Origin of the sequence: Arenibaculum sp. (assembly GCF_035998295.1) — a bacterium.
GTDB lineage: Bacteria > Pseudomonadota > Alphaproteobacteria > Azospirillales > Azospirillaceae > DASYHS01.
The window spans coordinates 1-23,159 of sequence record NZ_DASYHS010000030.1; the positions used below are offsets into that span (position 1 = coordinate 1).

Below are 23,159 nucleotides of genomic sequence, written 5' to 3' on the forward strand. Positions count from 1 at the left end.
CTCCGACCGCCTGCGCGACTACCTCGTGACCCATCACGACCTGCCGGCAGCCCTCGCCAGCGACATCGTGCTGAAGAGCCGCGAGCGCGCGACCGTGACGCTGTTCGTCGCCGCCGCCACTCCCGCCGCCGACAACGACGAGGGCGACCTCGAGAGGCTGGTCGTGCAGCTCCAGCGCAACGGGCGGCTGACGCCCTCGCTGCTGCTGAGGGCGCTGTGCATGGGCGACGTCGCCTTCTTCGAGGCCAGCATGGCGCTGCTCTCGCGCGTGCCGCTGACCAACGCCCGGCTCCTGATCCACGACGCCGGCAAGCTCGGCCTGAAATCCATCTACGAGAAGGCCGGGATGCCGCCGCGCCTGCTGCCCGCGGTCCGCGTCGCCGTCGCCGTCGCCGGCGAGACCGGCTTCGACGGCGGGCCGGGCGACGTCGGCCGGCACCGCCGACGCATGATCGAGCGCATCCTGACCCAGTACGAGGACATGGGCCCCGAGGACCTGGACTATCTCCTCGACAAGCTCTCGGACCTGGTTCATCCGGCGGCGTGAGCGCGCCATCCTTTGGTAATACCAATCCTCCTTAACATGCCTGCTCCTCTTTGGTAGCATTTCGCCGGCACTCGCCTTGCGAGCGCGTCAAGGCCGCTCGGAAGAGATGGCGGCGCCCAACGATGCACGGGAGGAAACATGACCGAAGATCTTCATCCCAAACCGGTCCGCGACGCCGTCGAAGGCGTCGTCGAGGCGCGGCGCGGCTTCCTGAAGTCGCTGGCCGCCGCAGGGGCCGTCGCGGGGGCCGCCGCGGCGGGTGCGGGCGTGATCGCCGCCCCGCACGTCGCGAGCGCCCAGGGCGCCGGACGGGTGCTGCGCATCCAGTCGTCCTGGCAGCCGGGCACCACCGGCTTCCGCATCTTCGAGACCTGGGCCGACGGCCTGATGGAGCTGACCGGCGGCGAGGTCGGCATGAAGGCCTTCCCGGCCGGCGCGGTCGCCGGCGACTTCCAGCTCGTCGACGCGGTGCGCAACGGCGTGCTGGACGGCATGAACCTGTTCACCGTCTACTGGGCCGGCCGCATGCCGGCCGGCGTGTTCCTGTCGTCCTATCCGATGGGCCTGAACCATCCCCATCACTGGGACATGATGTTCAACAGCTACGGCGGCAACGAGATCGCCCGCGAGCTGTACCAGCAGAACGGCCTGCACTTCGTGGGGCATGTCCACCACGACATGAACCTGATCCACTCCAAGCGGCCGATCACGTCGCTCGACGACTTCAACGGCCTGCTGCTGCGCGTTCCCGGCGGCATCGTCGCCGACTGCTTCGCCTCGATCGGCGCCCGGACGACGCTGCTTCCCGGCTCGGAGGTCTACCCGGCGCTGGAGCGCGGCACGATCGAGGCGGCCGACTTCACCGGCCCGGCGGTCAACTACGACCTGGGCTTCCACCAGGTCACGCAGTACATCGTGATGGGGCCGCCCTCCACGCCCTGCCTGCACCAGCCCGTCGACCTGATGGACATCTCCCTGAGCCAGCGGGTCTGGAACAGCCTGTCGCCGAAGATGCAGGAACTGCTGCCCCAGCTCGTGAAGGCCTATTCCGCGGTCCATTACGGCGCCATCCAGGAGGCGAACCGCGCCGCCTGGCCGAAATACGCCGAGGCCGGGGTCGAGGTGACCCGCCTGAGCGAGGAGGACGCGGCCCGCTTCCGCCAGGTCGCGATCCCGAAATGGTTCGAATGGGCCAACAAGGACAAGGACGCGGCGCGGCTGTTCAAGGTCCATCTCGACGTGATGCAGGACCCCTCGGTCGCCTACATCACCCCCGAGGACATCAAGGACCACCAGCTCAACCTCTGACGCCGACCGGGTCACGGGCGGACGGCGCAGGCCGTCCGCCCGTACTCACGATGGCCTCGGGCGGCCGGCGCCGCCCGTACCGACGACCGCATCGCGTGCGAGGACGGGGGACATGGACCTCTCGATCAAGTTCGTTCTGCCCCACTGGCTCTACTGGGGCGGGCTGCTGCTGTTTCCGCTGGTCTACATCGCGCTCGCGGGGTGGCGGGAGAAGCCCGTCGGCGAAGCGCCGGCCGACGATCCCGCGGCGGCCCCGGCCGTCACCTCGGACGCCCTCGACGAGACGGCGAGCTCGAAGGCCGCGGCGCTCGCCCAGGCGCCCGGCAACGCGTTCACCCGCGTCGTCGACCGCATGTCGCAGTTCATCGGCGTCTTCGTCGCCTATTGGACGGTGATCGCGGTCATCGTCTATTTCTACGAGGTGGTCGCGCGCTACTTCCTGCGCTCGCCGACCAACTGGGCGCATGAGTCCATGTTCCTGATGTTCGGCATGCAGTACGTGCTCGCCGGCGCCTACGCCTACCTGCATGACGCCCATGTCCGGGTCGACCTGTTCTACGCCAAGGCCGGGCCGCGCGGGCAGGCGGCGATCGACATCGTGACCCATTTCTTCTTCCTGATCTTCGCGCTCGCCTTCATCTGGACCGCCTGGACCTTCTTCTCGAGCTCGATGAGCCAGAACCGCTGGTTCTGGGCGACCGGCTATTCCGACGAGAGCTCCTTCACCGAATGGGCGGTCGCCTATTGGCCGGTCAAGTTCACCCTCGTGCTGGGCGGGGTGTTCCTGCTGCTCCAGGGGCTGAGCCGGCTGGTCAAGGACATCCAGATCCTGTCCCTGACCGGGCGGGAGGCGGCCCATGGCTGACCTGACCGATACCGGGCGCCCCGCCGCCTCGGGGTCGCGCCTGCCCCGCACGCCGCTCGGCTGGACCGTCCTGGTCGTGAGCGCCGTCCTCGCCTTCGTCATCCTGGTCGAGGTGGTCAACGTCGCGTTCCGCGATCCCTACGCGGACGCGCCGTTCCTGTTCACCTTCCAGGGCATCCTGTCCGACATCGACATCGCCTGGCTGTCGATCCTGATGTTCGGGGCGCTGCTGGTGCTGCTGTTCGCGGGAATGCCGCTCGTCTTCGTGACGGGCGCGCTCGGCGTGCTGTTCATCTACCTGGTCGGCGACCAGTTCATGCTGAACATCATCCCGACCCGCATCTTCCCGATGATGACCGACTACCAGCTCTCGGCCATCCCGCTGTTCATCTTCATGGCCAGCATGCTCGAGCGCGCCGGGCTCATCGACGAGATGTTCGACGTGCTCTACAAGTGGATGGGCGGCGTCCGCGGCGGCCTCGCGGTCGCGACCATCGTCGCCTCGACGATCCTGGCCGCCATGGTCGGCGTGATCGGGGCGGCGGTCGTGACCATGGGCATCATCGCGCTCCCGGCGATGCTGAAGCGGGCCTACGACCCCAAGATCGCGCTCGGCGCGATCATGGCCGGCGGCACGCTCGGCATCCTGATCCCGCCCTCGATCCTGGCGATCATCTACGCGGTGGTGGCCCAGCAGTCGGTCGGCGAGCTCTATATCGGCTCCATCCTGCCGGGCCTGCTGCTGTCCGGCCTCTACATCGCCTATGTCGGCATCCGCTCGCTGGCCAACCCGCGCCTGGGGCCGGCGCTGCCCATGGCCGAGCGCGTCTCGATGGTCGAGAAGCTGGTCCTGCTGCGCCGGATGGCGGCGCCGGCGGTGCTGATCGTCCTGGTGCTGGGCGTCATCTTCACCGGGGCGGCGACGCCGGTCGAGGCGGCGGCGATCGGCAGCTTCGGGGCCATGGTCGTGGCCGCGATGCACGGGCGGCTGTCGCTGCGCAGCGTCAAGGAGGCCTGCATCTCGACCACGAAGGCGAGCGCGATGGTCCTCTGGATCATCTTCGGCGCCACGATCTTCGTCGGCTTCTACATCCTGCGCGGCGGCCAGGAATTCGTCTCCGACCTGATCCTCGGCACCGGCCTCGGGCCCTACGGGGTTCTGGCGCTGATGATGCTGATCCTGTTCTTCCTCGGCATGTTCCTGGACTGGGTCGGCATCCTGCTGCTGGCGGTGCCGATCTTCATCCCGATCATCGGCCAGTTCACCTTCGAGGGTGTCCTGGGGCTGCCCGGGGTCGACCAGGCGAAGGTGCCGCTGTGGTTCGGCGTCCTCTACCTCGTGAACATGCAGATGGCGTTCCTGTCGCCACCCTTCGGCTACGCGCTGTTCTACATGCGCGGGGTCGCGCCGAAATCGATCTCGACCGGGACCATCTTCGCCTCGGCCCTGCCGTTCCTGGCGATCCAGGTGACCGGGCTGCTGGTCTGCATCCTGTTCCCGGAGATCGTGCTCTGGCTGCCCAGGCTGGTGTACGGCTGACGGGCGGCCCCTGGGGAGCGGCCCCTGGGGGAGCCGAGTCGGCGCGGCGGAACCACGGGTCGGGCGGCGCTGTTTAAGGCACGATTTTTTCGGGCCTTTGAGGTGCATGATGAGCCGCGACAGCGAGACGGACCGGACGGCAGCCAACCGGTCGCGCAGCCCCGCCGAGATCGAGCGTGAGATCGACGAGACGCGGGCGCGCATGGATCGGACCCTGGACGAGCTGGAGTTCCGGCTGTCGCCGGGCCAGGTCGCCTCGATGGCGATCCAGGAACTGACCAGCGGCGAGCCGAGCCGGATGGTCGAGGTGATCCGGCGCAATCCCATCCCGGCCGCGATGATCGGGATCGGCGTGCTCTGGCTCGGCCTCGCGATGGTCCGCCAGGACGCCCCCGCGAAGGCCGCGGACGGCCGCCCGCGGCCGACGATCGCCCCGGCCGAGCTGTCGGGCCTGCTGTCGCCGCTGATCGGCCTGACCCGCCAGGGCGCCGACGCCCTGCGCCAGACCGAGCACGTCGTCGAGGACGAGGGGCTGCGCAGCCTCGTCACCGACTTCGCCGAGCAGAACGACCGCGCCGCCGCCGGGCTGGAAACCGAGCTGCGCCGCCGGGGTGCTACGACCGACGCGGGCGTGGCGCCACCGTCCCATCCGCACCCGGCCTGGAGCGAGCTGCGCCGGGCGCTCGCGACGCGCGACCGGGGCGCGATCATCGCGGCGGTCGAGAGCGGCGCCGACGCGACCCTGGAGGAGTTCCGCCGCACGCTCCACCACGACCTGCCCGACGAGGAGCGGGTGCTGGTCGGGGCGCATTTCCACGCGATGGAGCAGATGCACAACCGGATCAGCGCCCTGAAGCACGCCGCGGCCGCCTGAGCCGGCCGCGGCCATGCTGGGGCTGAGCAAGCGACACCATCGCCGGACCGCCGCGGGGCGCGGCCGCGATGCCGCCAGTCCGTCCGAGATCCCGAAGCAGGGCTGGCGGGACATCCTGCTGCGCGTCAAGGACGAGCAGTCGAAGGACAACATGTCGATCGTGGCCGCGGGGGTGGCCTTCTACTTCCTGCTGGCGCTGTTCCCGGCCCTGGCCGCGATGGTCTCGATCTGGGGGCTGGTCGCCGACCCCGCCCGGCTCGCCAGCGAGGTCCAGGCGATGTCGGGCGTCCTGCCCGAGCAGGCCCGCACCATCATCTCCGACCAGCTCCAGCAGCTCGCCGGGGCCGGCGGGCGGCTGGGATTCTGGGCCGCGGTCAGCATCCTGATCGCGCTGTGGAGCGCCTCGCAGGGCACCAAGGCGCTGATGACCGCCTTCAACATCGCCTACGAGGAGGAGGAGAAGCGCGGCTTCCTGCGCTACTACGGGACCGCGCTGCTGCTGACCCTGGGCATGATCCTGTTCGTCCCCGTCGTCCTGGCCCTCATCGCCGCCGTGCCGGCCATCATCGGCTCGCTCGGCCTCGGGGAGACGGTGGAATGGGTCCTGCGGCTCGCGCGCTGGCCGCTGCTGGCGGTTCTGGTGATGGCGGCGCTGGCGGTGCTGTACCGCTACGCGCCGTCCCGCGACGAGCCCCGCTGGGAATGGGTGAGCTGGGGGGCGGGTTTCGCGACCGTCGTCTGGCTGCTGGGCTCGATCGCCTTCTCGGTCTACGTCTCGAACTTCGGCAGCTTCAACGAGACCTACGGCTCGTTCGGCGCGATCATCATCCTGCTGCTGTGGTTCAACCTCACGGCCTTTGTCGTGCTGCTGGGCGCGGAGCTGAACTCGGAGATGGAGCACCAGACCGCCCGCGACACCACGGTCGGCTCCCACCAGCCGATGGGCAGCCGCGGCGCGCACATGGCCGACACCGTCGGCCCCAAGCCTTGAAACTGAAAATCTCCTCTCCCGAGAATATTTCCTCTCCCGCACCCGCGGGAGAGGAAGGGGCCCGCCGCGTAGCGGTGGGAAGGTGAGGGCCTGCGGGGTGCCACCCTCACCCTCCCAACCTCCGGTTGGGTCCCTCCCTCTCCCGTTGCACGGGAGAGGGGATCTTCGCGTTGTCCTCCCCCCAAGGGCCGCGACGGCGGCCCCGCGCCGGAAGGCGCGAAGCCCAGGCCCGCGGAGCGGGCCGCCCGGCGCCTGAGGGCCGCGCCGATCCCGGCTTGCCGGGATCGGCGTGAAACCCTATCAAGCCACGTTTTCCTTCCGGGTCTCCCGCTCCAGGCGTTCCTCCCAGGCCAGCGCCGTCCCGACGATGAAGTCCAGGTCGTCGTGGCGGGGCGTCCAGCCCAGGACCCGCCGGATGCGCTCCGGCGAGCCGACCAGCATCGGCGGGTCGCCCGGCCGCCGCGCGGCCTTCGCGACCGGCAGCTTCCGGCCGGTGACCCGTTCCACGGCGGCGACGACCTCCAGCACCGAGAAGCCGCGGCCGTAGCCGCAGTTCGCGACCAGGCTGTCGCCGCCGCCGAGCAGGTGGCGCAGCGCCGCGACATGGGCGTCGGCCAGGTCGCTGACATGGATGTAGTCGCGGATGCAGGTCCCGTCCGGCGTCGGGTAGTCCTCGCCGAAGACGGAAAGCTGCTGCCGCTGGCCAAGCGCGGTCTGGCAGGCCAGCTTCAGCAGGTGGGTCGCGACCGGGGAGCTCTGCCCCGTGCGCCCGGCCGGGTCGGCGCCGGCGACGTTGAAGTAGCGCAGCGCCGCATAGCGCAGGCCGGTCGCGGCGGCGTAGTCGCGCAGCATCCACTCCGTCGCGAGTTTCGACCAGCCATACGGGTTGATGGGGCGCGTCGGCTGGTCCTCGTCGATGGGCACGCGCTCCGGCTCGCCATAGACCGCCGCGGTCGAGCTGAAGATGAAGGCCCGCACGCCGGCGCGCAGGCTGGCGTCGATCAGGACCTGGCTGTTGGCGGGGTTGTTGCGGTAGTAGCGCAGCGGCTCGCGGACCGACTCGGAGACGACGATGCTGCCGGCGAAATGCATCACGGCCGCGACCCGGTAGCGCGCCAGCACCTCGGCCACCAGCGCGCCGTCGCCGATGTCGCCCGCGACGAACGCCGCGTCCGCCGGCACGCTGGCGCGGCGGCCGGTCGACAGGTCGTCCAGCACGACCACTGTGTATCCCGCGTCCCGCAGCGCATGGGCGCAATGGCTGCCGATGTAGCCGGCCCCGCCGGTGACCAGCACCGTCTCGGTCATGTCGTCTCCCGATCCCTCGCTTCGCCTGCTGCGTGAAACCAACTCACCCCATCGGCGTTCCTTCCGCCGGAGCCGGGGCCTGAACCGGGCGCGGGACCGGGAAGATCAGCGCGCCGCCCCAGAACATCGACACCTGGCCGGGGATCTCCTCGCGCACGTCGCCCGCGACCCGGAAATAGCGCACGCCGTCGGCGTAGGACGGGATCTCGGTCCCGTCGACCGACAGCGAGACCACGAACAGGTTGCGGTCCTCCCGGGTCTCGCCCGCGCCCCTGTCGTTGAGATAGCGCACGTCCACCTCCAGCGGGTCGCGGTCGGGCAGCTCCTCCACCGGGACCTCGAAGAGGTAGCGGCTCGTGGTCTGGCCGACGGAGACCCGGCCGATCTCCCGCCCGTCGACGACCAGGGCCATCAGCGGGGCGACGCCGCCGGCGGGCTCGCCCCGCGCGATCACGGCGAACTCGACGACCGGGCGGGCGGCGGCCCCGACCGCTTCCCCGGTCAGCGACGCGATCTCGACCTGGGGGCCGGCGACGAACTGGTTCGGGATCTCGGTCGTGCAGGCGCTCGCGGCCAGAAGCGGCGCCAGCAATCGAGCGGGGCGGAGTCGGAGCATCTTCGGTTTCCTCCCGGTCCTTGTGCGATGTTCCGACTCTAGGCGTCCCCGGGGCCGCGCACCCCCCGTTTTTTCGGATGAGAACGCAGCTCTGAAGAGTCTTCCGGGTGCTCCAAAGTTCCTCGATCGGGCAAGAGGTGGCAATACCCGATACCAAGGGGCTCTCGATCGGAGCGAAAAATTCAAGCATTCTGGTAAGTGAATAGAACGGATAACTATGAAATTGGGCGCTTGGACGCGGACTAAGGAACCTATAAACCCAAGGTCTGTTCGTCTCGTGACGGATCGAATGCGGGAAGCACCTGAAATCAAGTATCCGTGCCATTGTCATGGGGCGGCGGGTTTACGAGGTCTTCTTTTTGAATGGATGTGAGCGGCGCAGGCACGCCGGACCGAAGGGGCAGGGCCGGATCGGCGCCGCCCGGCCGGGCGTGTCGCCGGCTGGAAACGACGGGGATTCATCGGGGCATGGTGAATGATGTTCAGGCCGTCCTGACGGATGCGTCGCTGGAGCGTTTGAAGGGGCGCATGCGCAGCCGCCAGCCGGCGCTCGTGCAGTTCTCGTTCGACCTGGCGTCGGTGATCCTGGCGGTGACCGCGGCGTGCCTGATCGGCCGCTGGCTGGTCGACCGGTTCGGCTGGGAGATGGCGCTGCCGGCCGACCTGCCGGCCGAAGCGCAGGCGCTTGCCGTGGTCCTGCTCGCGGTCCCGGCCGGCAAGTTCGCGGCCGGGCTCTATCCCGGCTACGGCGTCACATTGGTCGAGCGGCTGCGGCGCCAGGCCCTGGTCATCGCCTGGGTCGGTGCCGGCGTGCTGCTGATCGACGCCTATGTCCTCGACGGGCGCTGGGGGTTCCGCTTCTCGCTGATCAGCCTGATGGCGCTGGCTCCGATCGTCTACGTCGCCGACATCCTCGCCCGCAAGGTGCTGATGCGGCTGCGCATGTGGGGGCGGCCCTGCGTCGTGGTCGGGGCGGGGCGCACCGGGACGGAGCTGGTGCGGCGCCTGGCGCGGCACGAGTATCTGGGCTTCACCCCGGTGCTGTTCGTCGACGACGACGCGACGAAATGGGGCACGACGATCGAGGGGCTGCCCGTCGTGGCGCCGTCGGGGATCGGCAGCTTCGGCCGGCTGGCCGGCCGCGCCTCGGCCGCGATCCTGGCGATGCCGGACCAGCCGCGGGAGAAGGTGCGCGAGATCGTGCGCTCGCTGCCGTTCCGCACGGTCTTCCTGGTCGCCGACCTGCCCGGATACGGCGCGCTGAACACCCGGACCTGCGACATGGGCGGCATCCTCTCGGTCGAGGTGCGGCGCAACGTGAAATCGCCGGTGCCCCAGGCGTTGAAGCGGGTGGTCGACGTCGTCGGGTCCGCGGCCCTGCTGCTGGCGATCGCGCCGCTGATGGGACTGATCGCGCTGGCGATCCGGTTCGATTCGCCCGGGCCGGTCCTGTTCCGCCAGAAGCGCTGGGCGGGCGGCGCGCTGGCCTTCGAGGCGCTGAAGTTCCGCACCATGCATGCCGACGCCGAGGAGCGGCTGGTCGAACTGCTGCGCACCGACCCGGCGCTCAGGCTGGAATACGAGACCTATCACAAGCTGCAGGACGACCCGCGGGTGACCAGGGCCGGCCGCCTGCTGCGCCGGCTCAGCTTCGACGAGCTGCCGCAGCTCTGGAACGTCCTGATCGGGGACATGAGCCTGATCGGGCCGCGGCCCTACATGCCGCACGAGCTGACCCCCTACCCGGAGGCGCGCGCGGTGCTGGCCCAGGTGCGGCCCGGCATCACCGGCCTGTGGCAGGTGTCCGGGCGGCACAACACCACCTTCGAGGAACGCATCGCCCTCGACGTGGCCTATATCGAGAACTACTCGATCTGGTTCGACTTCTACATCCTGCTGCGCACCGTCGTGACGGTGATCCGCGCGGAGGGTGCCTGACGCCGCACCCCTTTCCCGCCCCGCGGCAGGCGCGGCGGGAAAGGGGGCCGTTCGCGGTCCGCCTCAGGCCGGCCGCCTCAGGCCGGGTGGACGTTCCGGAACGAGATCGCGAGCCGGTTCAGCGCGTTGATCAGGCCGATCGCGACCGTGAGCTTCACCAGCTCCGCCTCGTTGAAGTGGCTGCGCGCCTCCTCGTAGACCGCGTCGGGGGCGTAGGTCTCGGAGATCAGCGTCAGCGCCTCGGTCCAGGCCAGCGCCGCCCGCTCGCGCGCGTCGTAGAGCGGGGATTCGCGCCATGCCGACAGCAGCAGCATCCGCGCGTCGCTCTCGCCGTGCGTGCGCGCGTCGCGGCTGTGCATGTGCAGGCAGAACGCGCAGCCGTTGATCTGCGAGGCGCGGATCTTGACCAGCTCCAGCAGCGTGCGGTCCAGCCCGCAGCCCTCGACATACTTGTTGAGCGCGAACACCGCCTCCATCGCCTCGGGGGCCGCGCGGTAGGGGTCGTATCTCAGGTGCTTCATGGGTCTCTCCGTCTCCGGGATTGCGACTTCATCCCGTAGACGGAGCGGGGACCGCCGGCGTGACCGCGTGCCGCAGTTTTTCCGGATTGAGCACCCGGTGCATGGACAGGATGCGCCGCCCGTCGGTCTCGATCACCGTGGTCGAGTGGACCCGGCCGTCCCTCAGGGTGACCAGCCCGGGCGCGCCGTTGATCCAGGCGATCCGCTCCTCGGCCGGGCCGGCCAGCTTGCGCGCGACGCCCAGCAGCATGCGCGCGATGCGCGCCGCGCCATGGACGGGCCTGCGCGCGGCCCACACCTTGCCGCCGCCGTCGCTGAGGAACGTCGCGTCCTCGGCGAACAGCGACAGCAGCGCCGCTTCGTCCTGCGCCCGGGCCGCTTCGGCATAGCGCCGCAGCAGGTCGCGATGGGCCTCGGCACTGACCTCGAAGCGCGGCCTGGCGTCGCGGACCCGCTCGCGGGCGCGGTGCACCATCTGCCGGCAGGCCTCCCGGCTCCGGCCGAGCGTGCGCGCGATCTCCGCGTAGTCGACGTCGAACGCCTCGCGCAGCAGGAAGGCCGCGCGCTCCTCCGGCGCCAGGCGCTCCAGCAGCAGCAGGAAGGCGGAGGAGAGGTCGGAGGCGAGCTCGGCGCGCCGGTCGGGGGCGTCCTCCTCGACCGCCGGTTCCGGCAGCCAGGGGCCGGCATAGGCGGCGCGCTCGGACGCCGAGGCGCGCAGCCGGTCGATGCACAGCCGCGTCATCGCCGTCGTCAGCCAGGCCTCGGGGACGCGGACGGCGTCCGCGTCCGCCGCGTGCCAGCGCAGGAACGTCTCCTGCACCAGGTCCTCGGCGTCGCCGACGGAGCCGAGCATGCGGTAGCCGATGCCCTTCAGCCGGCTGCGGTGGCGTTCGAATTCGGCGGTCTTCGGGTCCATGGGGCCTCGTCCGGTCGGTCTCGCGATCCAGACGGGCGGGACCGCCCGATCGTGACACCGCGCCGGAACACCTACAGCGCCCGGGCCCCGGCCGTCACGCCTCGATGCGCTCGACCGCCGGCCGGCGGGCGGCGACGCCGCGCGACAGCCACCAGGCCACGTACCAGGGCTCGACGAGGTAGCGCCGCCAGAACCGCTTGGGATTGGCGAGCAGCCGGGCCGTCCATTCCAGCCCGAACCGGCCGAGCCAGCGCGGCGGGGTGTAGGCGGCGCCGGCGAAATACTCCAGGCACGCGCCGCAGGTGCCGATGCAGTTGACCGCGAGGTCGGCCTTGTTCTCGGCGATCCAGTGCTCCTGCCGGCCCATGCCCATGCCGACGATCAGCATGTGCGGGCGGCAGGCGTTGATGCGCTCGACCACGGCCCGGTTCTCGGGGCCGTCGCGCGTGGTGTCGAAATACCCGTCGCGCCCCTCGATCTGGAGCCCGGGGAAGCGCCGGCGCAGCGTCGCCAGCCCGGTCTCGAGCACGTCGGGCGGAGCACCCAGGTAGAAGATGCGCCAGCCCTCGCGGTCGGCGCGCTCCAGCAGCGGCAGGAACCAGTCGATCCAGCCGGTCCTGTGCTCGGCCTTCAGGTCGAGCCCGAAGGCCCGGCCGAGCCACACCAGCGGCATGCCGTCGATGTGGACGCAGGTGTCGGGGTCCTCGTGCAGCCTGCGGAAGGTCTCGTCGCGGGCGTAGACGTAGAGGCCGTGGACGTTCTGGCTCGCGATCACGACCTTGCGGTCGTTCCGGACCGCGCGCCCGATCAGGCTGAACAGGTCGTCGACCGTCGTCGGCGTGATCTTGAAGCCGCACAGCCGGTAGGACGGCGGATTGGTCGGCATGGGCGGTTTCTCCCCCCTCCGGGTCGCGACGGCGTCCGGGACGCCGGGGGACGGGGTCCCCGGCGTCCCGGCACGGCCGGTCTCAGTTGCGGAAATAGGAGCCTCGGCGGCCGATGTAGTACTCGATCTCGCCCGAGCCGTAGCGCGCGCCCTTGGCCGCGTCGACCTGGTTGAGGACGACGCCGGCCATGTTGGCGCCGGCCTCGTCGAGCTGGCGCATGGCCATCTCGACGATGCGCCGGCCGGTGCTCCGCCAGCGGACCACGACGACGGTCTGGCTGGCCTTCTCGGCGAGGATGCGGGTGTCCGACACCGGCAGCACCGGCGGCGCATCGAGCACGACCAGGTCGTACTGCGAGCTGACGTTGAACAGGAGCTGGTCCATCAGCGGGTGGCGGATCACCTCCTCCGGGTGGTCGACCGCGCCGCCGGCCAGGATCACGTCGGCGCCGGTCTTCGGATCGCGCTGGACGACCTGGGACAGCCCGGCGGACCCGTTCAGGAACTCGGCCAGGCCGATCCGGTTCTCCAGCCCCAGCGCCGCGTGCATCTGCGGGCGGCGCAGGTCGCAGTCGATCAGCAGCACCTTGCGGCCGGCGACGGCGATGATCCGCGACAGCGACGAGGCGACCGAGGACTTGCCCTCGCCCGGCACGGCCGAGGTGATCAGGATCACGTTGCCCTTGCCGTGGCGCTGGTTGGCGATGACCAGCGAGGTGAACAGCCCCTTGATCGACTGGGTGAACGCCGAGGCCGGCCGGTCGATGACGTAGTCCTGGGGCGGCGCGCGGCGCAGCCGGCCGGAGCGCACCAGCGGCAGCACGCCGAGTGCCCGGGCGTGCAGCATCCGCTCGATGTCCTCGCGGGTCTGGATGCCCGTCTCCATCTGCTCGGCGACGAAGACCAGCACGAGGCCGATGCCGCAGGCGAGCACGAAGGCGAGGCCGACCATCAGCGTCCGGTTCGGGAAGGACGGGCGCAGCGGCAGGCTGGCGTTGGAGACGATCCAGGCGTTCGGCTGGTCGAGGTCGACCTCCTGCGTCTCCTTGTAGCGGGCGAGGAAGTTCTCGAACAGCGTCCGGTTGGCGGCGGCCTCGCGCTCGAGCGAACGGTAGTCGATCTCCAGCGTGTTGAGGCGCGTGGCCTCGTCCTGGAGCCGGCCCATCGCCGCCTCGAGGCTGCGCAGCCGGTCGGCCGCGACCGCGACCTGGCTGCTCAGCGACTGGACGCGGCTGTTCGCCTCGGCGGCGATCTGGCCCTGGATGTCGGCGATCTGCGCTTTGATGTCGACCACCTGCGGGTGGCGCGGCCCCAGGGTGTTCAGCAGCTCGGCCTCGCGCTGGCGCAGCGTGGCCTCCTGCGAGCGCAGGTTCGTCACCACGGGGTTGTCGACGCCTTCCAGTGCCGCGCGCGCGCCGCGGTTGCGCACGGAGCCCTGCAGCGAGTCGAGCTGGGCCTGCAGCGCGCTGTACTCGGCGCGCGCACCGATCACCTGCGTCGTGAGCTGGGTGATCTGCTCGTTGACCAGGCGCGCGTCGCGGCCTTCGAGCATGCCGTTCTCGGCCCGGAAGCGCTCGACCGCCTGCTCGGCCGTCTCGACCTCGGTGCGCAGGCGCGACAGGCGCTCGCTCAGCCACTGCATCGCGCGCTGGCGGGCGTCGAACTTGGCCTCGAGCTGCTGGGTGATGTAGAGCGAGGCGACCGCGTTGGCGACTTCGAGCGCGCGGCGCGGGTCCTCGGAGGTGAACGAGATCTCGAGGACGCGCGAGCGGCCGATCGTCCCGACGCTGAGCCGCGACTGGAACGCCGACACCATCGCGGCCTCGGTGCCGCGCTGCGCCGCCTCGGGGTCCACCGGCTCCTGCTCGGGCTCGCCGAAGACGTAGGCCTTGGCCTGGCGGACCGCGCCGGCGATGTCCAGGTCGATGCCGAGCAGCCCGGGCTCGGTCTCCTCGGCCGCCGCGATCTCGGGGTTGAACTCGGCCGTGCGGTCCAGTCCGGTTTCGGCGATGGCGCGCTGCGCCAGCGCGTCGGAGCGGATCACCTCGATCTCGCTCTCCATCGTCTCGGCGCCGGGGGACATGCCGGCGATCACCGACTGCACGTCCACGACCTGCTGCTCGCGCGGATCGACCATCACCGAGGTCGTCGCCGTGTAGACCGGCGTCAGGCTCTCGGTGAGCGCCAGTCCGCCCAGCGTCACCACCACGATCGTTCCGGCCAGCAGCCATTTCCGGCGCGAAAGGACCATCAGCAGGTCCTTCAGGCCGAGTTGAGGGGCGGAATCCCTGGGGCCCTGTTCGTAGGTGCCCCAATCCGCGCGATCGGCTTCCCGCCGTTCGGGCAACACCAGTTTGTTCATGCCGTCTATCTGGTCCCTGACACGTCCAGCGCCGTAGATGAAGAGCTTCCGTGGCCCGGCCCGTGTGGACGACGCGCCGCGGAAGCGTCCAGCCGAGAACGGCTGCATGGGGACATCGGCCCCCGACCCGTCGAATGCTACCACTCATGAAACCGTGGTCGCGTAGGGTGCATGCGGGTGACGCCGCCATAACACCTTCGGGTCCCGCGTCGCGGCCGGGGACGGAACCGGGTGCGATCCGGCGTGTTCGCCATCCGCCGGCGCTTTCCGGGAGGCGCATCCGGCTCCCGCGGCCGGCCGTTCGGGCTGCCCCCTTTGCCGAGAGGCAACCCCGGCCGATCAGTGGTCCGGGACCTTCCGCACTGCCATTGTGAAACGGCGGGACCTGCCTGAAACGGCGGGGCCCGTCGTGCGTTACGGGTGGATCGAGGGACGCGGGGCCGGGCGCAGCGACGCCCGCCCCTCCGGGAGGAAAGCTGTTTGACACTGTCACCGAAGCTGCTGGCGCGGGCTCCGTTCCTGCGCAACGTCGCCGTGCTCGCCAGCGGCACGGCGGTCGCGCAGGTCCTGACCATCCTGGCCTATCCCATCCTGATGCGCCTGTTCTCGCCGGCCCAGTTCGGGCTGTTCGCCCTGTTCGGCGCCATCGTCATGACCGTGACCGTCGTCGCGGGCCTGCGCTACGAACTGGCGATCGTCATCGCCCGGACCGAGACGGAAGCGGCCAACCTGCTGGCCCTGGCCATGACGATGACGCTCGTGATGGCGGCCGCGTCGGGCCTCGCCTTCGCGCTCGGCGGCGACGCGCTGATGGCGGCGTTCGGAACCGAGCGGCTCGGCTGGCTGCTGGCCCTGCTGCCGGTCTCCATCTTCGCCTTCGGCAGCTACAGCGTCCTGTCGTTCTGGGCGACCCGCCAGCAGTATTACAGCCGCCTGTCGGTCTCCAACGTGTGCCGCTCGGTCGGCGTCGCCGCCGCCCAGATCGGCCTCGGACTGGCGCGCACCGGGGCGGCGGGCCTCATCGTCGGGCAGATCCTGGGCCAGCTGTTCGCGGTCGGGACGCTGCTGGGCCAGATCCTGAAGCGCGACTGGCGGCGCATCCGCCCGCAGCTCTCCTGGCGGGAGATGCGCCGCGCGGCCTGGGTCCACCGCGAGTTCCCGATCTACAACGCCCCGGCCGGGCTGTTGAACTCGACCACGATCACGGTTCCCTCGATCCTGCTGGCGACCCTGTTCGGCGCCGGGGTCGCCGGGCTCTACTGGTTCGCCTACCGCCTGCTCGAGATGCCGATGACCCTGCTCGGGGACGCGACGCGGCGGGTCTTCTATCAGCGCGCGACCGAGCTGAGCCACAGCAACCGCGAGCTGGGCGACCTGTTCGTGCGCACCAGCGGGGCCCTCGGCCTGCTGGCGGCGGTGCCGAGCGCCGTCCTCCTCGTCGCCGGTCCCTGGCTGTTCGAAATCGTCTTCGGCGCGGCCTGGCGCGAGGCGGGGGCCTACATGCAATGGCTGGTGGTCTGGTGGTTCCTGCGCTTCGCCAGCCTGCCGGCGACGATGCTGGTCCCGCTGCTGGGACTGCAGCGCGTCTTCCTGGTCCTGGAGGTCGTGACCCTGGTGCCCCGCCTGCTGGTGTTCCCGGTCGCCGCCGTCTATGCCGACGCCTATGCGGCGATCGCCGCCTATTCCCTGGTCGGCGTCGCCTTCCACGCGGTCGCGATGCTGGTGGTGTGGCGCAGCGTGCGTCTGAACGACGCGCGCCTGCGCGGCGCCCAGCCGGCGCCTGCCTGATCGTTCCTGTCGGCGGCATCCCGAAGACCGGCCGCCGCTCTTTGTGATTACGCCTTTCTCGGTTCCGGAGGGAGCCGGGGTCTCCCGTTGCGCCGGCCCGTCGAGTGAACAACTCCTTGTCTAAAATATTATGTGAATGGTGGTCGGAGCCGTATCCCGGCCGGAAGATCCTGCGAGGCCCCCCGAGCGTCATGCCGTCAGCATCCATCCAGAACCGGACCGACCGGCGGATCGCGCTGTTCCTGCAGGACCTCCATGGCGGAGGGGCGGAACGGGTCATGCTGCTGCTGGCGGGCGGCATCGCGCGGCGCGGCTATCCGGTCGACCTCGTCCTGGTGCGCCGCGAAGGGGCGCATGCCGGCTCGATCCCGTCGGAGATCCGGGTGGTCGAGCTGGGGACGCGGCGCGTGCTCGGCAGCGTGCCGGCGCTGGTGCGCTACCTGCGCCGCGAGCGGCCGTCGGCGCTGCTGACGGCGCTGGTCCACGTCAATGTCGGCGGGCTGCTCGCGGCCGCCGCGACCCGCGGCATCCGGGTCGTCGTGACCGAGCACAACCAGATCTCCCGCAACTTCGCTTCGCTCACCTCGCGCCGGCTGCGCAGCGCCTACCGCCTCGTGCCGATGATGTACCGGCGCGCCTGGGGCATCGTCGCGGTGTCCGGCGGCGTCGCCGACGACCTGGCGGCCTTCAGCGGCATCGGGCGCGACCGCATCTACGTCATCAACAACCCGATCGTGACGCCCGACATCGAGGCGCGCGCGGCCGAGCCGCTCGACCACCCCTGGATCGGTCCGCAGGCGCCGCCGCTGTTCCTCGGCGTCGGGCGCCTGACCCCGCAGAAGGACTTCCCGGCCCTGGTCGCCGCCTTCGCGCTCGTGCGCGCCGGCCGCCGCTGCCGCCTCGCGATCCTCGGCGACGGGCCGGAGCGGGTCGCGATCGAGGCCGAGGCCGACCGCCGGGGCGTGCGGGACGACGTGCTCCTGCCGGGCTTCGTCGACAACCCCTATGCCTGGATGGCGCGCGCGTCGGTCTTCGTGCTCTCCTCGCGCTTCGAGGGACTGCCGACCGTGCTGGTCGAGGCGCTGGCCTGCGGCACGACGGTCGTCGCCACCGACTGCCCGAGCGGCCCGCGCGAGATCCTGGAGAACGGGCGCTACGGCGCCCTGGTCCCCGCCGGCGACCCGGAGGCGCTGGCCGCCGCGATGCGCGACGCCCTCGACCGACCGCGGCCGCGCGAACTCCTGGTCCGGCGCGCCGCGGACTACGGGCTGGACGCGGCGGTCGACCGCTACCTGCAGCTACTGGACGAAACGATGATTTGCGTGGGGGCGTCATGACCGGCGGCTCCGGCAGCGTGGGAACGGGGGATGGCTTGCGGATCGTTTGCCTGATCACTCACATGGACCGCGGCGGCGCGCAGGAGGCGATCCTGCGCCTGTCGCGCCAGCTCCGCGCACGCGGGCACGACAGCGAGGTGTGGTTCCTCTACGGCAAGACCATGGCCTATCGCGACCAGCCGCACACGCGCCTGCTGCTGCCCGACGCCGAGGCGGGGGCCTTCGGCTACCTGCGCGTCGCGTCGCGGCTGGTCCGCATGCTCGCCCGGCACCGGCCGGACGCGGTGGTCTCCTTCCTGCCGCTCGCCAACGTCCTCGGACAGGCGGCGGCGATGGCGGCCGGGGTGCGTGCGCGCGTCGCCTCGCAGCGCAACCCGTGCTGGACCTACGGCGCCGCGATGCGCTGGGCCGACCTCGCCGCCGGCTCGATCGGCCTCTACTCGCGCAACGTCGCCAATTCGCGCTCCGTCGCCGACAGCGCCGCGCGCTACCCGGCCGGCTACCGGCGCCGGATCGACATCGTCCACAACGGCATCGAATGGGTCCCGTCGCCGCTCGGCCGGCGCGAGGCCCGCGACCGCTTCGGCCTGCCGGCCGGGGTGCCGCTCCTGCTCGTGCTCGGCCGGCTGTGCCACCAGAAGAACCAGGCGCTGGCGGTCCGCGCGCTGGCCGGCGTGCCCGGGGGCATGCTGGTCCTCGCCGGCGACGGCGAGGACCGCGCGGCACTGGAGGCCCAGGTCCGCGACCTGGGCGTGGGCGAGCGGGTCCGGTTCCTGGGCTCGGTCCCGCCGGCCGAGGTCCCGCACCTGCTGGGCGCGGTCGACGTCTTCGTCCAGCCGTCCCGCTACGAGGGGCAGAGCAACGCGCTGCTGGAGGCGATGAATGCCGGCCTGGCGGTGGTCGCCAGCGACATCCCGTCCCAGGCCGAGACGCTGGGCGACCCGGGCGCGGAGCCGGCCGGGCTGCTGGTGTCGCTCGGGGACGAGGACGGCTGGCGCTCGGCCCTGGCGTCGCTGGTCGGCTCGCCCGACCTGCGGGGGCGGCTGGGGGAGCGCGCCCGGGAGCGGGCGCGCGTGTTCAGCGTGGAGCGCATGGCCGAGGGTTTCGAGCGCGTCCTCCTGGAGGTCGCGCCCCGGGAGCGGGCTCCTTCGATGCCGGCGGCGTTGCGATAGAGGGAACGGAATATGCGCCTCGCCTATGTCATTACCGTGTTCAAGCAGCCCGAGCAGGTGGCGCGCCTCCTGGATGCGATCTGGCATCCGGACGACGCCTTCGCGCTGCATCTCGACGCCAAGGCGTCGCCGGACCTGCGCATGCGCTTCGAGGCGCTGGCGCAGGGCCGGCCGAACGTGACCTTCGTCGACCCGGTCCGCGTCTGCTGGGGCGGGTTCAGCCTGTGCGAGGCGGAATGGCGCTGCCTGCACCACCTCGTGACCCGGCATCCCGGCTGGGACTACCTGATGAACATCACCGGGCAGGACTTCCCGCTGCGCCCGCGCCGCGACATCATCGCCGACCTCGCGAGCCGGCCCGGCACGAACTACATGCAGGTCCTGGACGTCGCGGCCCTGCCGCGCCATTTCCGCCAGCGCTCGGCCTGGTACTGCCTGGAGGCGCGCGACCGGCTCCTGCGCCTGCCGATCCCCTACCTGCCGCCGCGGCGTTTCCGGAACCGCTGGTTCGGCTCGGGCTGGCACGTCCTGACGCGGGACTTCTGCGAATGGCTGGTCGCCACGCCACTGATGGACGAGTGCCGGCGCTACTTCCGCCACGTCAAGCACCCCCACGAGGCATGGCTGCAGGCGATGATGATGGCGAGCCCGTTCCGCGACACGGTCGACCAGGACAACCGCCGGGCCATCGTCTGGACCCACGGCTCGGGCAACCCCAACATCCTGACCATCGCCGACCTGCCGGCGCTGGAGCGCTCCGATGCGTTCTTCGCGCGCAAGTTCGACGAATCCGTCGATGCCCAGGTGCTGTCGATCATCGAGGCGCGGCTCGCGGACCCGGGAATCTCGGCTCCCGGCATTACCGGGGTTGCTCCGAGGGCGGCACGGGCATAAAAGATATATGCCGTCAGTCGAGGTTGGCGGCCGCCAGTCGGCGTGATGGGGCCATGTCCCCGTCCGCGCTGTTCATGGAATGATGTCCAGTGAAAAGAGGAGTATCGTCATGAACGATACCACCGGGAAGACCGTACCCGTAGAACGCGAAATCTGGCCTGCAGTGCAGGGGGAGGCGGGAGGACACTCCTATTCTTCCAACCTTGCCGAGACGGAAAGCGTGAAAGAGGAATTGGACGGCACCACCCCCGAAGCCTGACCCGGCTTCGCAGTCGTATCCCGGGGCCGCCGGCGACCGCCGCGCGGCCCTTGTCATGTCCGGGCTCCGCCGGACGCGGGGGCGGCGTCTCACGCCGACCGTGCGGATGCCAGCCTCTGCTCGTGGCGCTTGCCCCATTCCGCGAGCACGGTGACGGCCGAGTTCAGGCTCAGCCCCATCTCGGTTGCCGAATACTCCACCTTCGGCACGGGCCCGGGAAAGACGTCCCGGCGGACCAGGCCGTCCGCCTCCATTTCGCGGAGCTGCTGGGCCAGCACCTTCTCGCTGATGCCCGCAAGCAGCCGCTTCAGCTCACCGAACCGGCGCGGCTTCAGGTGAATCTCCCACAGGATCGATGTCTTCCATTTACCGCCGATCGCATTGAGGGCGGAGGAAAATCCACAATCGTCGAGCTGCAGGCGCTTCATGGTTACGTGCCCTTACCTGACGGTAACTACTTACTTCAAGGTGCGTACTTTACCGTTTTGAACGGCCCTCTTACAACCCGCGACATGAATTGGGCGAGGCAAGTCTCGCCGGAACTTGGGGGTTGTTCTCGCATGTCCGTAATCTGTGTTCTGGGACTCGGGCGGATGGGGTCCGCGCTCGCCCGTGCGTTCCTCGGGAAGGGATACGTCACGTATGTCTGGAACCGCACGCCCGCAAGATGCGCTCCGCTCGCATCCCTCGGCGCGCGCGTCGCGCCGTCGCCGGAACAGGCGGTCGCCGCCTGCGACGTCGTCGTCGTCAACGTGATCGACTACGAGGCCGCCGACGGGCTCCTGCGCTCGCCGTCCGTTGCCGCCGCCCTGGAAGGCAAGCTCCTCGTCCAGCTGACCTCGGGGTCTCCGGACCAGGCGCGCGAGGCCGCGGCCTGGGCGGCGGAGCGGGGGGCGGCGTATCTGGACGGCGCGATCATGGCGACGCCGAACATCATCGGCGATCCGGCGGCGACGATCCTCTATTCCGGCCGGCGCCAGGCGTTCGAGGCAAACGAGCCGGTGTTCCGGGCGCTCGGTGGCAATCCCGTGCATGTCGGGGAGGACCCCGGCCATGCCTCCGCCCTCGACGGCGTGTTCAAGGCCGCGGTCGCGCGCGGGCACCTGCGGGACGACTTCGCCGCCCTAGCACAGGTCGTGCGGTGATGCCCGGCTCCAGGACCGCGAGCTGCGCGTGCGGGGCCCTGAGGATCACGCTCGCCGGCGAGCCGTCGCGCGTATACGCCTGCAGCTGCCTGGAATGCCAGCGCGCGACGGGGTCGGCCTTCTCCTACCGGGCGGTGTTCGCGAAGGAGGCGGTCGCGGTGGTCGAGGGCGAGCGCAGCACCTGGCGCCGGGGCAGCGAGGCCGGCCGCTGGGTCGAGCAGACCTTCTGCCCCGCCTGCGGAACCCTCGTCTTCATGGAAGGGGAGGGGCTGCCGGGCTCGGTGTCCGTCTCGGTCGGCTGCTTTGCCGATCCCGGCTTCGCGCCGCCCTCCACCCTGCATCGGGCATCCAGGCGGCACGGATGGTACGCGTTGCTCCCGGGGATCGGGTCGACGGGCTAGGCCGGATCGCGATCGCGGTCCGGCCTGGCCCGTTCACGTCATGCGGCGTCGCGGGCCTCCAGGCGGGGGCCGAGTTCTTCCAGCGCGACGTGGCCCTCGAACCGGCCGACGCTCGTGGCGGGCCGGTCGTCCTCGACGGCATGGGCGAAGACGACGGCGCCGTCGCCCTCCAGTTTCCGCAGATGCCGGTGGAGGTGCGGATACTCCCGTTCCAGGTCGAAAAGCCCCAGGTCCTCACCCCACCGCGCCACCCCGGCGAGATAGGCGTCGGCGACCGTCCGCCCGTTTCCGGCCAGCCAGTCCCGGCCGGCCAGGGTGGCGTCGAGTTGGGAGTAGTGCTGCGCGACGCTCTCGCGGGCCGTCCTTCGCAGGAACTCCCTCTCGGGCGCGCCTTCGTCGAGCTTGTAGGCCGCCCAGGCCGGCAGGAAGGCCGCGAAGAGGCCCGAGTTGAGGAACCCCAGGGCACGGTTGACGCGGTCGAACTCCCGCGTTCCCTGGGCGAATGTCAGCTTCCGGCCCAGGTCCCTGGCGGCCACGTGGTTGAGGATCGCGACGCTCTCGGTCAGGACCTCGCCGTCCTCCAGAAGAAGCGTGGGCGTCTTCATCCGCGGATTGACGCGAGCGAAGATGTCGGCTTGCTGGGTCGACAGCATGTCGATGCGGCACAGCCTGTAGGGCTGCCCCAGCCATTCGAGCGCCACGATCGATCCGAACGAGCAACCATGGGGGACGCCGTAGAAGAGTATCGGCTCCATGTCTGATTTACCTTTTTATCTTCGATGTCTGACGGCATTGACAATGTCGGTTCCAATCGTGATTGTGAAGAAGGCACTATTTTGTTGTTCGGTAACATATTTTATACTTGGGTGGCGTGATGAAGGAGAGCGTATCCGGATGTCCGGTGGAGGATGCGATGCGCGTGCTCGGTGGCCGTTGGCGGATCGTCCTGGTCTATTACCTGCTGGAGGGCACGAAGCGGTTCAGCGACCTTCGCCGAGCCGTCCCACGGATTTCCCAGCGCATGCTGACGCTCGACCTGCGGGCGCTGGAGGAGGCGGGGCTCGTGTCCCGGACCGTCCATCCCGGCATTCCGGCGCGGGTGGACTACGCGCTCACCGAGGAGGGGCGCCGCCTGCGCGCCGTGGTCGACGTCCTCGCCGAGGCTGGCGAAAGGCTGGGGAAGCCGCAGGGTGCTGCCGCCGGCCCTTGAGCGCGGCCGGTCACTCGCCGGCCGTATCCCCGAGGACGGCCGTACGGCGCGGCTTGGTCAGCGGTACCGGCACGACCCGGTACCGGTCCGACCCGGCATAGATGCCTTCCACCCGCTGGACCGCCAGGCGCTCGGCGTCGAGGCTGCGCACCTCGCGCTCGATCTCGGCCGCCTCGTCCCGGTCGGCGCCCAGGCGCACCAGGCCCTCGCGGCCGAAGACGAGCGCCGATTCGAGGGTCTCGCGCAGCTCGAAGTCCACGTTGCGCTCCAGCAGCGCGATG

At 70.4% G+C, this 23,159-nt stretch carries 23 protein-coding genes and 1 pseudogene; 15 read left to right on the plus strand and 9 right to left on the minus strand.

Annotated features, from left to right (window positions below; translation table 11 throughout):
- The 6 genes from VGO20_RS02780 to VGO20_RS02805 all read left to right on the plus strand — a co-directional run.
- Window positions 1-547, plus strand: a 547-nt coding sequence (locus tag VGO20_RS02780) for a DUF2336 domain-containing protein (RefSeq protein ID WP_327500760.1), incomplete at its 5' end; no start/stop codon positions are given.
- A gap of 138 nt (window positions 548-685) precedes the next feature.
- Window positions 686-1,855, plus strand: coding sequence for a TRAP transporter substrate-binding protein DctP (gene dctP, locus VGO20_RS02785; RefSeq protein ID WP_327500761.1), 1,170 nt, complete (start codon window positions 686-688; stop codon window positions 1,853-1,855).
- Window positions 1,856-1,967: 112 nt separating this feature from the next.
- Window positions 1,968-2,720: a TRAP transporter small permease subunit gene (locus VGO20_RS02790; RefSeq protein WP_327500762.1), complete on the plus strand. Its 753-nt coding sequence runs from the start codon at window positions 1,968-1,970 to the stop codon at window positions 2,718-2,720.
- Window positions 2,713-4,260, plus strand: coding sequence for a TRAP transporter large permease (locus tag VGO20_RS02795; protein WP_327500763.1), 1,548 nt, complete (start codon window positions 2,713-2,715; stop codon window positions 4,258-4,260). The genes VGO20_RS02790 and VGO20_RS02795 overlap by 8 nt, the downstream gene beginning before the upstream one ends.
- Window positions 4,261-4,369: 109 nt before the next feature.
- Entirely contained in the window at window positions 4,370-5,134 is a 765-nt protein-coding gene (locus tag VGO20_RS02800; protein ID WP_327500764.1) for a DUF3618 domain-containing protein, read from the plus strand.
- Between the two features lie 13 nt (window positions 5,135-5,147).
- The gene (locus VGO20_RS02805) at window positions 5,148-6,125 is read left to right on the plus strand and encodes a YihY/virulence factor BrkB family protein (RefSeq protein ID WP_327500765.1); all 978 of its coding nucleotides are present in this window, start codon (window positions 5,148-5,150) and stop codon (window positions 6,123-6,125) included.
- Window positions 6,126-6,425: 300 nt separating this feature from the next.
- Here VGO20_RS02805 and galE read toward each other — a convergent pair whose 3' ends face one another.
- Both galE and VGO20_RS02815 read right to left on the minus strand, forming a co-directional pair.
- Window positions 6,426-7,433, minus strand: coding sequence for a UDP-glucose 4-epimerase GalE (gene galE, locus VGO20_RS02810; protein WP_327500766.1), 1,008 nt, complete (start codon window positions 7,431-7,433; stop codon window positions 6,426-6,428).
- A 43-nt stretch (window positions 7,434-7,476) separates the two neighbouring features.
- Window positions 7,477-8,049: a carbohydrate-binding domain-containing protein gene (locus VGO20_RS02815; RefSeq protein ID WP_327500767.1), complete on the minus strand. Its 573-nt coding sequence runs from the start codon at window positions 8,047-8,049 to the stop codon at window positions 7,477-7,479.
- Window positions 8,050-8,517: 468 nt separating this feature from the next.
- On the opposite strand from VGO20_RS02815, the gene VGO20_RS02820 reads away from it, so the two are divergent.
- Window positions 8,518-9,987 carry an exopolysaccharide biosynthesis polyprenyl glycosylphosphotransferase gene (locus VGO20_RS02820; RefSeq protein ID WP_327500768.1) on the plus strand — a complete coding sequence of 490 codons (1,470 nt, stop codon included), beginning with the start codon at window positions 8,518-8,520 and terminating at the stop codon, window positions 9,985-9,987.
- Window positions 9,988-10,064: 77 nt separating this feature from the next.
- Here the strand turns inward: VGO20_RS02820 and VGO20_RS02825 are convergent, their stop codons facing one another.
- From VGO20_RS02825 to VGO20_RS02840, 4 genes are all read right to left on the minus strand, one after another.
- Window positions 10,065-10,508, minus strand: coding sequence for a carboxymuconolactone decarboxylase family protein (locus VGO20_RS02825; RefSeq protein ID WP_327500769.1), 444 nt, complete (start codon window positions 10,506-10,508; stop codon window positions 10,065-10,067).
- A gap of 28 nt (window positions 10,509-10,536) precedes the next feature.
- Window positions 10,537-11,424 (minus strand): RNA polymerase sigma-70 factor, encoded by an 888-nt coding sequence (locus tag VGO20_RS02830; protein WP_327500770.1) that lies wholly within the window; start codon window positions 11,422-11,424, stop codon window positions 10,537-10,539.
- 94 nt (window positions 11,425-11,518) lie between these two features.
- Window positions 11,519-12,310 (minus strand): WecB/TagA/CpsF family glycosyltransferase, encoded by a 792-nt coding sequence (locus VGO20_RS02835; RefSeq protein WP_327500771.1) that lies wholly within the window; start codon window positions 12,308-12,310, stop codon window positions 11,519-11,521.
- A gap of 82 nt (window positions 12,311-12,392) precedes the next feature.
- The gene (locus VGO20_RS02840) at window positions 12,393-14,672 is read right to left on the minus strand and encodes a GumC family protein (protein ID WP_327500772.1); all 2,280 of its coding nucleotides are present in this window, start codon (window positions 14,670-14,672) and stop codon (window positions 12,393-12,395) included.
- Window positions 14,673-15,152: 480 nt separating this feature from the next.
- Here VGO20_RS02840 and VGO20_RS02845 point away from each other — a divergent pair, with 480 nt between their 5' ends.
- From VGO20_RS02845 to VGO20_RS02865, 5 genes are all read left to right on the plus strand, one after another.
- Complete coding sequence (locus VGO20_RS02845) at window positions 15,153-16,460, plus strand: oligosaccharide flippase family protein (protein WP_327500773.1); 1,308 nt, start codon at window positions 15,153-15,155, stop codon at window positions 16,458-16,460.
- A gap of 191 nt (window positions 16,461-16,651) precedes the next feature.
- Window positions 16,652-17,797 (plus strand): glycosyltransferase, encoded by a 1,146-nt coding sequence (locus VGO20_RS02850; RefSeq protein ID WP_327500774.1) that lies wholly within the window; start codon window positions 16,652-16,654, stop codon window positions 17,795-17,797.
- Between the two features lie 62 nt (window positions 17,798-17,859).
- A complete protein-coding gene (locus VGO20_RS02855) occupies window positions 17,860-18,969 on the plus strand; it encodes a glycosyltransferase family 4 protein (protein WP_327500775.1) in 1,110 nt (369 codons plus the stop codon).
- Between the two features lie 12 nt (window positions 18,970-18,981).
- Window positions 18,982-19,863: a beta-1,6-N-acetylglucosaminyltransferase gene (locus VGO20_RS02860; RefSeq protein ID WP_327500776.1), complete on the plus strand. Its 882-nt coding sequence runs from the start codon at window positions 18,982-18,984 to the stop codon at window positions 19,861-19,863.
- 109 nt (window positions 19,864-19,972) lie between these two features.
- Window positions 19,973-20,122, plus strand: coding sequence for a hypothetical protein (locus VGO20_RS02865; RefSeq protein ID WP_327500777.1), 150 nt, complete (start codon window positions 19,973-19,975; stop codon window positions 20,120-20,122).
- Window positions 20,123-20,211: 89 nt separating this feature from the next.
- Here the strand turns inward: VGO20_RS02865 and VGO20_RS02870 are convergent, their stop codons facing one another.
- Window positions 20,212-20,550, minus strand: a complete 339-nt coding sequence (locus tag VGO20_RS02870) for a winged helix-turn-helix transcriptional regulator (RefSeq protein WP_327500778.1) — start codon at window positions 20,548-20,550, stop codon at window positions 20,212-20,214.
- An 84-nt stretch (window positions 20,551-20,634) separates the two neighbouring features.
- Here VGO20_RS02870 and VGO20_RS02875 point away from each other — a divergent pair, with 84 nt between their 5' ends.
- Together VGO20_RS02875 and VGO20_RS02880 are read left to right on the plus strand one after the other, a co-directional pair.
- Window positions 20,635-21,267 carry an NAD(P)-binding domain-containing protein gene (locus tag VGO20_RS02875; protein WP_327500779.1) on the plus strand — a complete coding sequence of 211 codons (633 nt, stop codon included), beginning with the start codon at window positions 20,635-20,637 and terminating at the stop codon, window positions 21,265-21,267.
- Window positions 21,267-21,668, plus strand: coding sequence for a GFA family protein (locus tag VGO20_RS02880; protein WP_327500780.1), 402 nt, complete (start codon window positions 21,267-21,269; stop codon window positions 21,666-21,668). Before VGO20_RS02875 ends, VGO20_RS02880 begins: the two co-directional genes overlap by 1 nt.
- A gap of 38 nt (window positions 21,669-21,706) precedes the next feature.
- Here VGO20_RS02880 and VGO20_RS02885 read toward each other — a convergent pair whose 3' ends face one another.
- A complete protein-coding gene (locus tag VGO20_RS02885) occupies window positions 21,707-22,423 on the minus strand; it encodes a glutathione S-transferase family protein (RefSeq protein ID WP_327500781.1) in 717 nt (238 codons plus the stop codon).
- Window positions 22,424-22,581: 158 nt separating this feature from the next.
- Here VGO20_RS02885 and VGO20_RS02890 point away from each other — a divergent pair, with 158 nt between their 5' ends.
- The gene (locus tag VGO20_RS02890) at window positions 22,582-22,878 is read left to right on the plus strand and encodes a winged helix-turn-helix transcriptional regulator (RefSeq protein WP_327500782.1); all 297 of its coding nucleotides are present in this window, start codon (window positions 22,582-22,584) and stop codon (window positions 22,876-22,878) included.
- A 10-nt stretch (window positions 22,879-22,888) separates the two neighbouring features.
- On the opposite strand, the pseudogene VGO20_RS02895 reads toward VGO20_RS02890, so the two are convergent.
- Window positions 22,889-23,159: pseudogene (locus tag VGO20_RS02895) on the minus strand (monovalent cation:proton antiporter-2 (CPA2) family protein); the annotation flags it as partial.

What these genes read in the sequence shown, in the direction of transcription:
- dctP (WP_327500761.1), top strand. Translation starts at nt 686, where the DNA reads ATGACCGAAGATCTTCATCCCAAACCGGTCCGCGACGCCGTCGAAGGC.
- VGO20_RS02790 (WP_327500762.1), top strand. Translation starts at nt 1,968, where the DNA reads ATGGACCTCTCGATCAAGTTCGTTCTGCCCCACTGGCTCTACTGGGGC.
- VGO20_RS02795 (WP_327500763.1), top strand. Translation starts at nt 2,713, where the DNA reads ATGGCTGACCTGACCGATACCGGGCGCCCCGCCGCCTCGGGGTCGCGC.
- VGO20_RS02800 (WP_327500764.1), top strand. Translation starts at nt 4,370, where the DNA reads ATGAGCCGCGACAGCGAGACGGACCGGACGGCAGCCAACCGGTCGCGC.
- VGO20_RS02805 (WP_327500765.1), top strand. Translation starts at nt 5,148, where the DNA reads ATGCTGGGGCTGAGCAAGCGACACCATCGCCGGACCGCCGCGGGGCGC.
- galE (WP_327500766.1), bottom strand. Translation starts at nt 7,433, where the DNA reads ATGACCGAGACGGTGCTGGTCACCGGCGGGGCCGGCTACATCGGCAGC.
- VGO20_RS02815 (WP_327500767.1), bottom strand. Translation starts at nt 8,049, where the DNA reads ATGCTCCGACTCCGCCCCGCTCGATTGCTGGCGCCGCTTCTGGCCGCG.
- VGO20_RS02820 (WP_327500768.1), top strand. Translation starts at nt 8,518, where the DNA reads ATGGTGAATGATGTTCAGGCCGTCCTGACGGATGCGTCGCTGGAGCGT.
- VGO20_RS02825 (WP_327500769.1), bottom strand. Translation starts at nt 10,508, where the DNA reads ATGAAGCACCTGAGATACGACCCCTACCGCGCGGCCCCCGAGGCGATG.
- VGO20_RS02830 (WP_327500770.1), bottom strand. Translation starts at nt 11,424, where the DNA reads ATGGACCCGAAGACCGCCGAATTCGAACGCCACCGCAGCCGGCTGAAG.
- VGO20_RS02835 (WP_327500771.1), bottom strand. Translation starts at nt 12,310, where the DNA reads ATGCCGACCAATCCGCCGTCCTACCGGCTGTGCGGCTTCAAGATCACG.
- VGO20_RS02840 (WP_327500772.1), bottom strand. Translation starts at nt 14,672, where the DNA reads ATGAACAAACTGGTGTTGCCCGAACGGCGGGAAGCCGATCGCGCGGAT.
- VGO20_RS02850 (WP_327500774.1), top strand. Translation starts at nt 16,652, where the DNA reads ATGCCGTCAGCATCCATCCAGAACCGGACCGACCGGCGGATCGCGCTG.
- VGO20_RS02855 (WP_327500775.1), top strand. Translation starts at nt 17,860, where the DNA reads ATGGACCGCGGCGGCGCGCAGGAGGCGATCCTGCGCCTGTCGCGCCAG.
- VGO20_RS02860 (WP_327500776.1), top strand. Translation starts at nt 18,982, where the DNA reads ATGCGCCTCGCCTATGTCATTACCGTGTTCAAGCAGCCCGAGCAGGTG.
- VGO20_RS02865 (WP_327500777.1), top strand. Translation starts at nt 19,973, where the DNA reads ATGAACGATACCACCGGGAAGACCGTACCCGTAGAACGCGAAATCTGG.
- VGO20_RS02870 (WP_327500778.1), bottom strand. Translation starts at nt 20,550, where the DNA reads ATGAAGCGCCTGCAGCTCGACGATTGTGGATTTTCCTCCGCCCTCAAT.
- VGO20_RS02875 (WP_327500779.1), top strand. Translation starts at nt 20,635, where the DNA reads ATGAATTGGGCGAGGCAAGTCTCGCCGGAACTTGGGGGTTGTTCTCGC.
- VGO20_RS02880 (WP_327500780.1), top strand. Translation starts at nt 21,267, where the DNA reads ATGCCCGGCTCCAGGACCGCGAGCTGCGCGTGCGGGGCCCTGAGGATC.
- VGO20_RS02885 (WP_327500781.1), bottom strand. Translation starts at nt 22,423, where the DNA reads ATGGAGCCGATACTCTTCTACGGCGTCCCCCATGGTTGCTCGTTCGGA.
- VGO20_RS02890 (WP_327500782.1), top strand. Translation starts at nt 22,582, where the DNA reads ATGCGCGTGCTCGGTGGCCGTTGGCGGATCGTCCTGGTCTATTACCTG.